At 65.7% G+C, this 8222-nt stretch carries 7 protein-coding genes; all 7 read left to right on the forward strand.

The annotated features are described in order from the left end of the window. Positions 1 to 1311: efflux transporter outer membrane subunit (locus EN993_RS26600; RefSeq protein WP_127265246.1), on the forward strand; the 1311-nt coding region annotated here is incomplete at its 5' end. 161 nt (positions 1312 to 1472) lie between these two features. After that, positions 1473 to 2558, forward strand: coding sequence for a histidine kinase dimerization/phosphoacceptor domain -containing protein (locus EN993_RS26605; RefSeq protein ID WP_127265247.1), 1086 nt, complete (start codon positions 1473 to 1475; stop codon positions 2556 to 2558). Between the two features lie 177 nt (positions 2559 to 2735). After that, complete coding sequence (locus tag EN993_RS26610; protein ID WP_109660675.1) at positions 2736 to 3866, forward strand: ROK family transcriptional regulator; 1131 nt, start codon at positions 2736 to 2738, stop codon at positions 3864 to 3866. Beyond that, positions 3863 to 4663, forward strand: coding sequence for an ABC transporter permease (locus EN993_RS26615; RefSeq protein ID WP_109660676.1), 801 nt, complete (start codon positions 3863 to 3865; stop codon positions 4661 to 4663). The genes EN993_RS26610 and EN993_RS26615 overlap by 4 nt, the downstream gene beginning before the upstream one ends. Before the next feature lie 11 nt (positions 4664 to 4674). After that, complete coding sequence (locus tag EN993_RS26620; protein WP_164757822.1) at positions 4675 to 5433, forward strand: ABC transporter ATP-binding protein; 759 nt, start codon at positions 4675 to 4677, stop codon at positions 5431 to 5433. Between the two features lie 18 nt (positions 5434 to 5451). Continuing rightward, the gene (locus EN993_RS26625) at positions 5452 to 6429 is read left to right on the forward strand and encodes an aliphatic sulfonate ABC transporter substrate-binding protein (RefSeq protein WP_127265248.1); all 978 of its coding nucleotides are present in this window, start codon (positions 5452 to 5454) and stop codon (positions 6427 to 6429) included. A 92-nt stretch (positions 6430 to 6521) separates the two neighbouring features. After that, positions 6522 to 8018 carry a sulfatase gene (locus tag EN993_RS26630; protein ID WP_127265249.1) on the forward strand — a complete coding sequence of 499 codons (1497 nt, stop codon included), beginning with the start codon at positions 6522 to 6524 and terminating at the stop codon, positions 8016 to 8018. Positions 8019 to 8222: the final 204 nt, after the last annotated feature.

Raw genomic sequence — 8222 nt, forward strand, 5'->3', positions numbered from 1 at the left:
TGGTGGCAGCGGCTGCGCGATCCCGAGCTGAACACGCTGGTCGACGAAGCGGTTGCCGGCAATCTCGACGTCGCCACCGCCAAGGCCAGGATCCGCGAGGCGCGCGCCACCTATCGCCAGAGTGCGGGCACATTGCTGCCCTCGGTGGATGGCTCAGGCTCCGCTACCCGCAACAAGTCCGCCGAGACCACGTCAGGCTCTGACGCCACCTACAACGAGTACCAGGCCGGCTTCGATGCCAGCTGGGAGCTCGACCTGTTCGGCGGCAACCGCAGGGGCGTCGAGGCTGCCCGCTATGGGCTCGACGCCTCGCAGGAGGAGCTGCGCTCGACGCTTCTGACCCTGGTCGGCGATGTCGCATCGACCTATGCCCAGGCGCGCGGCTACCAGGCCCGCATCGCGCTCGCCAGGCGTTCGGCCGTATCGCAACGGCAGACCGCCGAACTCACCCGCACCATGGCGCAGGCGGGCACGGCAACCGCGGCCGACGTCGCCAAGGCGATGGGGCAGGCGGCGAGCACCGAAGCCGCGGTGCCGACGCTGGAGGCAAGCTATGCGGAGGCCGTGCATCGCCTCTCTGTGCTCACCGGCCGCCCGCCGGCAGCACTGAGCGACCGGCTGAAACGCGGTGCACCGATCCCGACGCCGCGCCTGCCGATTCCGACCGGCATTCCCGCCGACATCCTGCTGTCGCGCCCCGATGTGCGCCTGGCGGAACGGCAATACGCGCAATACACCGCTAAGATCGGCCAGGCCGAGGCCGCCCGCTATCCCTCGGTCAGCCTGACCGGAGACATCAGCACGGCGGCGTTGAAGCTCGGCGACCTCGGCAAGAATTCGTCGATCGGCTGGTCGTTCGGACCGACGCTCAGCGTGCCGGTGTTCAATGCCGGGCAATTGCAGGCGGCCGTTGAGGTCGCCAAGGCGCAGCGCGATCAATATTTCATCGCCTACCGGTCTTCGGTGCTGACGGCGCTCGAGGATGTGGAGAATGCGCTGGTGCTGTTGGCGCAGGAGCGCATCAGGATCGGCAAGCTCGCCTCGTCAGCGAAGTCCTATGGCGAGGCGGCAAGCCTCGAAGGCACGCTCTACAAGGCCGGCGAGACCAGCCTTCTCGATGTGCTCGACGCCCAGCGCTCGCTCTACTCGGCCGAGGACTCGCTGCTGCAAAGCCGCGTCTTGCTGGCGACCAACTACATCGCCCTCAACAAGGCGCTCGGCGGCGGTTGGGACGGCGCGGTCAACAGCGCCAAGCCGGAGATCGTCGAGGTCAAGACCGGTCCACGGCTGGCGTCGAAGCCGGCCTCGTGAGGCGCTCCCAAGGCCTCGGCTGCTTGCTTCGAGGCGGCTGCGCCACACGCGGCTTATCGCCGACGCGGCGCGTGAAAATGCCGCCTCCAGCTTTGGCGATGGCGGGCCGAACGCATCGCTGATACTGATGGCGCACACGCACAGCACAGGCGCGCCCGCAGATGACATCCGATACACAGAAGGCCGAAGCGGTCGGGCAGTTGCTTGAAACGCCGGACCTTGCCAGCGCGCTGGAGAGCGAACAGTTCAAGAAGTTCCTCGACCAGGTGCCGATCGCCATTGCGGTCTCGGACCTGGGTTCGAAGGAGCGCGTCGTCTATGCCAATCCGGAATTCGAGAAACTGTCCGGCCTTAAGGCGGCGAGGCTCGCCCGGCAACACTGGGCGGCGCTTTCCGGCACCGGCCTGCACCGGCAGAAGGACCGGGTGCTGTTCGAGGCCGTGGTCGAGGAGACCGATTTCGTCGGCACGTTCCGGCTGGAGCGGACAGAAGACCAACCGGCGATCGTGGACGTCTATTCCAATGTCATCGAGGACGACAATGGCAAGGTCTGCTTCCGACTGGTAGCGCTGGTCGACGTCTCGGCCCATGGCGAAACCGAGGATGCGCGATCGATCGACGAGCGCGTCCGCGAGAAGGACACGCTGCTGCGCGAACTGCAGCACCGGGTGAAGAACAATCTGCAGATGATCACCGCGCTGATCCGGATGGAGACGCGCAACGCGGCCGAGCCGGACCAGAAGCGTTTCGAGAGGCTGGCGGGGCGCGTCGACGCGCTGGCGATCCTCTATCAGACGCTGTCGGGCGACGATGACAAGGATGAGGTCGATCTTGGCGTCTATCTCAGCCAGATCGCGTCGGCGGTGATGAACTCGCATGCCGTCGAGGGTATCCGGCTCGACATGAAGGTCGATACCTATCCGGTGTCGATCAACGTCGCCATGCCGACCGGGCTGGTGGTGAACGAGCTTTTGACCAATGCGCTCAAACATGCCTTCCAGGGGCGCGACGGCGGCACGATCACGCTGCACAGTATCGTTGACGGCGATGGCTGCCGCATCGTCATCGCCGATGACGGAATCGGCCTGCCGGAGGGCGAGACCTGGCCCAAGCGCGGCAAGCTCGGTGCACTGATCGCCCGATCGCTGACCGAGAATGCCAAGGCGGAATTCGACGTGAATTCGTGCGCCGGCGAGGGCACGCGGGTCACCATCGTCTTCAAGCGCTCGGCTGCCGCCGCCGGCTAGTCCGGGAATACCGGCCCTTGCCCCAGCCTGCAGTCCCCTCCGCATCCATGCCGCCTAATTCCTGCGATAGGGAAGGGTGAAACCCAAGTGCATCGACGTCTGTCGCGAAGCCGTGCTTTGCCGTGCTTGACAGGCATAATTAATTTATTAACATTAGAAAATAATAGGGAGGAAGGAATGGGCGCGCATCACGGAGCGATCCTGCGAATCCTGCGCGACGACGGTCCGCAGTCGCGCGCCGAACTGGCGCGGCGCACCTCGCTGTCGCCCACCGCCCTTACCCATCTGATGGCCCATCTCCTGAGGGGGGGCACCGTGGTCGAGCTCAACCAGGCTGTCGCGGGCGATGCGCCCGTCGGCCGGCCCGCGATCGGGGTTGCACTGGTGCCCGACGCCCTGTCCGTGGTTGGCGTGCACATCGGCGCTGGAACCATCCACGCCACCATCACCGATCTCAGGGCCGCCTCGAAGGCCATGGCCTCGCAGCATTTCGACACCGCCACCAGCGAACCCGCCGCGGTGATCGGCATGGTGGTGCGGATCGTCGAGCAATTGATCAAGAAGACCGGCGTTGCCCGTTCGCGTCTCATCGGCCTCGGGCTCGGCGTGCCGGGACCGGTGGACACCAAGCGGCGGCGCAACCTGCAGTCGGTCAACTATGACTGGAAGGACGTGCCGTTCGCCGACGAGCTCGAAACGGCGCTGCGCATGCCGGTGGTGGTCGAGCACAATGTCAGCGCGATGGCGCTGGCGGAATCGCGCTACGGCATCGGGCGCGACACGACCGCACTGCTCTACATCTATTTGCGCACCGGCCTCGGCGCCGGCCTGGTGATCAACGGCATGCCGTTCCGCCCCGGCGGCTACGGGGCCGTCGAGCTCGGCCATGTCCAGGTGGTCGAAGATGGCGAGCGTTGCGCTTGCGGCAATGTGGGCTGCCTGGAGACGTTCCTGTCCGAACGCGCGCTGGCCCGCGCCGCCCATATCGACACGCCTCATCCCAGGCACCTGCTGGCCGCGGTGGAGAAATACCCCGAGGTGTGGGACGCCGCGCTCCGGCATCTGACGACGGCGATCGCGACGGCGACCAACCTGCTCAATCCCGACCTGATCGTCTTTGGCGGTCATCTGGCCGAAGCGCCGGAAAGCTTCATCGATCACATAAGGCGGGGTGTTCCGCCGCGCGTCCTGCCGCCGATGCGCGACGTGCTGCGGGTCGAGCGGTCGAGCCTCGGTCCCGGTGCCGGCGCCATCGGTGCTGCCGCGGCGGCGCTCGACCATTTTTTCTACTCGGGAGTGTCGCGATGAGCGGCTCGAAGACGACAGGCTCCAGCGGCGGGCCGCCGGAAGGTTCGGGCGTCGATTACTCCGGCCTTGCGCTCAATCTTTGCGGGCTCGTCGCCGGCATTGCCATCTGGTGGGTGCTGACGGCAGGCGGCGCGGTGGGGCTGCCGCCGCCGCCGCAGGTCGCGTCAAGGTTTGCCGATCTCATCGCCAACGGGCAGCTCGCCACCGACATCATGTCCAGCCTGGCGCGGGTGCTGACCGGCTTTCTCCTCGGCGTCATCCTGGCGATCCCGGTCGGCTTCGTCATGGGTTGGTACAAGGTCGCGCGTTCGCTCATCGAGCCGTATCTGCAGTTCTTCCGCATGATCCCGCCGCTTGCCATCATTCCGCTGGCGATCGTGACGATGGGCATCGACGAGACGCCGAAAATCTTCGTCATCTTCCTGGCGTCCTTCCTGGCCAGCGTCGTCGCCACCTATCAGGGCGTCATCAGCGTCGACAAGACGATGATCAACGCAGCGCGCGTGCTCGGCGCGGGGGATCTGACCATCTTCCTGCGCGTCATCATTCCCGCGTCGACGCCGTTCATCCTGGTTGGTGTGCGCATCGGCCTCGGCTCGGCCTGGGCGACGCTGGTCGCCGCAGAACTGATCGCCGCGCAGACCGGCCTCGGCTTCCGCATGCAGCAGGCGCAGCTCTACTACGACCTACCGACCATCTTCGTCAGCCTGATCACCATCGGCATTCTCGGCCTTGCCATGGATCGCATCCTCTTGGTGATCGAGCGCCGGCTCACCGTCTGGCAGGAGCGCGTGTGATGCCGCCCAAGATCGTCCCAAAGATCGTCTTCGACAATGTGACGCGCCGGTTCGACCTCAAGGACAATGCTTTCATCGCGCTCGACCGGCTGTCGCTCGACATCGCCGACGGCGAGTTCGTCACCGTGGTCGGCCCGTCCGGCTGCGGCAAGTCGACGGCGCTCAACATCGCGGCCGGCCTGCTGAAGCCGAGCGAGGGCACCGTGCTGGTCGACGGCAAGGCGGTCGAGGGGCCGGGCCCGGAGCGCGGCATGATCTTTCAGCAATATGCGCTGTTTCCCTGGCTCACCGTGCGCCAGAACGTCGAGTTCGGGCTGCGCATCAAGGGCGAGGGGGCGGCGCGCCGCAGGCAGATCGCCGAGCGCTTCATCGACCTTGTCGGCCTCGGCGACTTCGCCGATGCGTTGCCGAAGACGCTGTCTGGCGGCATGAAGCAGCGCTGCGCGATTGCCCGGGCCTACGCGGTGGATCCGTCCATCCTGCTGATGGACGAGCCCTTCGGCGCGCTCGACGCGCTGACCCGCGTGCAGCTCCAGGACCAGTTGCTCGACACCTGGAGCCGGGAGCGGCGCACCGTGATGTTCATCACCCACGATGTCGACGAGGCGGTCTATCTCGCCAACCGCGTCATCGTCATGGCGGCGCGGCCCGGCCGGCTGAAGGAGATCATCGAGGTCGGCCTGCCTTACCCAAGGACCGAGGAAATCCGGCTTTCAGCCGCGTTCATGAGCATCCGCAACCGCGTCTGGCAAGCCGTTTATCACCAGTAACAGTGACAGGAGGAGAGTATGGTGACACTGACAAGACGTAAACTCATCGCATCATCGGCGGCACTTGCCGCCTTCGCCGCCTCTGGCATTCGCGCCGGGGCGGCGGGAACGGCGGCACGCATCGGCTATAATGGCGATTTCTGGGGCGCCAGCGTCGCCGGCGTCGCCGCCGACCAGGGCTTTTATGCCAAGCACGGCGTCGATGCCGATATCAAGGTCTTCACCAACGGCCCCATCCAGGTCCAGGCGCTCGGCGCCAACAGCCTGGAATTCGGCTATCTCGGACCGGGCGCGCTGTGGCTGCCGGCGACCGGCAAGGCGAAGATTATCGCCGTCAACGATGTCGGCTTCTCGGACCGGGTGATCGCCCAGGCGGGCATCACGTCCATCGCCGCCCTCAAGGGCAAGAAGGTGGCGATCGCGGCCGGCACGTCGGGCGACATGCTGCTGCGGCTGGCGCTGCGCAAGGCCGGTATGGCGATGACCGACCTCGACATCGTGCAGATGGACCCGAGCACCATCGTGGCGGCCTTCGCCTCCAAGCAGGTCGACGCGGCCGGCATCTGGTATCCGTTCGTCGGCATCATCCAGAAGAGCGTTCCCGATCTGGTGGAGCTGGCCAAGAACGACGACTTCTATCCGCAGACCACTTTTCCGAGCGTCTTCATTGCCCGCAACGACCTGATCGAGGGCAATCCCGATCTCGTCCGCAACGTGGTGCGCGCCATCAAGGACGCGCAGGATTTTCGCGCCGCCAACCAGGACAAGGCGATCGAGATCACCTCCAAGCTGCTCGGCATTCCCGCCGACCAGCTGAAGACGGAGGCCGGCTATGGCCGCTTCATGACGTCGGCCGAGCTCATCAAGCTGACCAAGGACGGCACCGTGAACGGCTGGTTCTCGACGATGAACGACCTGTTCAAGACCTTCGGCAAGCTCGAGACCTCGCTCGATCCCAAGGACTACTATCTCGGCGATCAATACATCTCGGCCTGACGGGCCTTCTTGAAACCGCCCTTTGCAAATCGCAAGCCCCGGCAGCGAGCCGGGGCCTGTTTCCAGACAATCACAGCAGCGACGAGCCATTCATGAACGTTCTCTACATCGACATCGACAGCCTCAGGCGCGACCATCTCGGCTGCTACGGCTATCACCGGAACACCTCTCCCGTCATCGACGGCCTTGCCGGTGACGGCATCCGCTTCGAGAACGTCTATGTTTCCGATGTGCCTTGTCATCCGTCGCGCACTGCGTTGTGGAGCGGCCGCCACGGAATGCGGACCGGCGTGGTCGGCCATGGCGGCACCGCTTGCGAGCCGTTCCGCGAAGGCGCCGAAAGAGCCTGGGCGGGTACCTTCTACGAAGAGGGCTGGATGCGGGCGCTGCGCGATCTCGGCTACCACACCACGACGATCAGCAGCTTCGGCGAGCGGCATGGCTGCTGGCACTGGTATGCCGGCTTCAACGAGATCATCAATCCGGGCAAGGCCGGCATGGAAAATGCCGACGAGGTCTCGGGCCTGGCGATCGATTGGCTGAAGCGCAATGGCTCGGCGAAAAAATGGTTCCTGCATGTCAATGTCTGGGACCCGCACACGCCCTATCGCGCGCCGGACGCCTTCGGCGACCCCTTTGCCGACCAGCCGCTTCCCGACTGGATGACCAAGGCGGTGTTCGAGAAGAGCCATGCCGGCTACGGCCCGCACAGCCCGCAGGAACCCTCGGGTTTCGACGTCGAGCCGGGCGGATCGAAATACCGGCGCATGCCGTCGCCGATCAACGACATGGACACCGTCAAGGCCTGGTTCGACGGCTACGACACCGGCGTGCTCTACGCCGATCATCATGTCGGGCTCATCGTCGAGGAACTGAAGCGTCAAGGCCTGTTCGATGACACGATCATCGTCATCGGCGCCGATCATGGCGAGAACCTCGGCGAGCTCAATGTCTGGGGCGACCATCAGACGGCGGACGAATTCACCTGCAACGTGCCGCTGGTCATCCGCTGGCCCGGCGCCGAGGATATGCGCGGCGTCAATAGTGGGCTGCACTATCATTTCGACTGGGCCGCCACGCTGATTGACCGGCTTGGCGGCAGCGTGCCAGTGCTGTGGGACGGGCGCTCCTTCGCGCCGGCGCTTGCCGCGAGCGAGGAGGGCGGCCGCGATTTCCTGGTGCTGAGCCAGGGTGCGTGGGCGGTGCAGCGCGGCGTGCGGTTCCGGCTCGGCGGGGCCGACTGGCTGATGCTGCGCACCTACCACGACGGCTACAAGGATTTCGGCCCGGTCAGCCTGTTCAATCTGAGCGAGGATCCGCATGAGCAGCATGATCTCTCCGGTGTTCGAAGCGATGTGGTCGATCATGCCAGCCGGCTGCTCGAGGACTGGCGCAGCACGATGGCCGGCCGCAGCGACAGCGATGTCGATCCGCTGGTGACGGTGATCCGGGAAGGCGGGCCATTCCATTGCCTTGGCGAGTTGCCGGGCTACCTCGAAAGACTGCGCCGGACCGGCCGCACCGATGCGGCAGTGGCACTCGAGCAGCGCCACCCGGCACCCCCGCCAAGGCGCAAATCCCTGAACTGACGGAGGGCATGCTGCCGGCGTGCCTGGCCGTGCCCTAGCAGCCAGTTGCCGCTGCCTCACGACAGGCCGGCCGGTTCGCCCTATCTCCATGCCGCCGGTCGGGTTTGGCCCGGCGGTATGGAGGATGGAACCACGTGACATCGACGCCAGTTGCCAGTCGCGAAGCGGCGCCCTTGCCGGTCGCAGCGCTGATGGGCGCCATGG

The sequence above is a fragment of the Mesorhizobium sp. M7D.F.Ca.US.004.01.2.1 genome, from assembly GCF_003997785.1.
GTDB lineage: Bacteria > Pseudomonadota > Alphaproteobacteria > Rhizobiales > Rhizobiaceae > Mesorhizobium > Mesorhizobium loti.